The sequence below is a fragment of the Pseudaeromonas pectinilytica genome, from assembly GCF_054780855.1.
Genome location: NZ_BAAGVN010000213.1, coordinates 1 through 1,233, shown reverse-complemented (window position 1 = coordinate 1,233; position 1,233 = coordinate 1). Strand labels below are relative to the sequence as shown.

The 1,233-nt window shown below is 38.0% G+C and carries 2 protein-coding genes; both read right to left on the bottom strand.

Annotation, left to right across the window (positions count from 1 at the left end):
- Positions 1-174 precede the first annotated feature (174 nt).
- Positions 175-1,035, bottom strand: a complete 861-nt coding sequence (locus tag ACYVG7_RS10315; protein ID WP_460883033.1) for a hypothetical protein — start codon at positions 1,033-1,035, stop codon at positions 175-177.
- An 8-nt stretch (positions 1,036-1,043) separates the two neighbouring features.
- On the bottom strand, positions 1,044-1,233 hold a 190-nt coding region (locus tag ACYVG7_RS10310; RefSeq protein WP_460883032.1), incomplete at its 5' end, for a hypothetical protein.

Here is a 1,233-nt window from a genome sequence, read left to right as displayed (position 1 = left end):
TGGTCGGGGAGTGTTAGTATCATTTCGGGCTCGGCTCGTTTGTCGTTTGATTGGTTTGGCGATTAATCAGATCGCACAAACGAGCCGAGCCCCCTTCTTTCCCGGATAAGTGATCTACATTTCGGAACGGTTATTTAGCATTAAACAACATTCCACTATTTCACTTGCGTGTTTTTAACTTGAAAAATCACTTTCTCTTATGTCGCGCAATGGTATATCCGGCTCGGAGAATAGAATTTCGTTAATGACTTCAAGGTCGCTTCTTTCTTCAGGAGATAAACCTATTAAATCCATATATTTTTCATACCAGTCACTTATTTCGTTTGAAATTTTTTCGAATTTGTCGCACAGTTGCTTTTTTAAATTATCAACATGCTCTTTTGTTTGGCTGTCATCTATCCACGTTGACGGAGTGCACATTCTAAATGCGGCGTCAAAATCCCTACACCCCCGTAATTCAATCTCCTCCCAGATTAACAATGCAACTAGAGTTTTTTCGATACTATTTGCTTGCTTGATGTATTTATTATGTTTCATCTTCTTTTCTAGGAGTGGCTTTATTTTTTCTATTTCTGGTACTTCGACAAAGTTGTCTTCGTCATAAAGTGACTGATTTTTATATCTTGCAAAGTGGTAGGGGAATTCGGCGAATGTTTCTTGTATATCCTCTTGTGACGCTCCGCAGTGTATCGATAAACCGAGTGTTGGATTAGTTATTCCATCCAGCTTGGGGTATATATAGTGAATTCCAGGTCGCAATCTTTCAGGATAAAATGATAGTGCTTTAATCTGATTGTTACAGGTTGTGGTGTCAGATTTGGACATGTCTTGGCACGTATGTATGCGCATGTTTAGCCATGTTAATCTGTTCTCTTTTTTTATTTTAATTCTTTCGTTTTTTGCAGAATCCAAAGTATTTAATATTTCTCGGATTGATGGCGCTTCAATTATGTCTGCAATTCTGATCCATAGTGTGTATTCGAAATCATCTACTGCATTGTTATATTTTTGTATCAGCGCCTGATCTTCGATCATGGAATCAATTAATTCCCAAAGTGCGTTGTATTTCTCTGCCTGATCTTTAGAATCTGATTTTTTAATTGATTTTCTATTGAATGAAAAGTTTGTCTGAAAGCAATCCCATATTTCTGCGGCGCTGTTCCCTTTACGTGTTGTTGACTATTTTCACCCCACCCGATAACCAGGATTTTGCACTGTTGGGCTCTTGGTTGT

What these genes read in the sequence shown, in the direction of transcription:
- ACYVG7_RS10315 (WP_460883033.1), bottom strand. Translation starts at nt 1,035, where the DNA reads ATGATCGAAGATCAGGCGCTGATACAAAAATATAACAATGCAGTAGAT.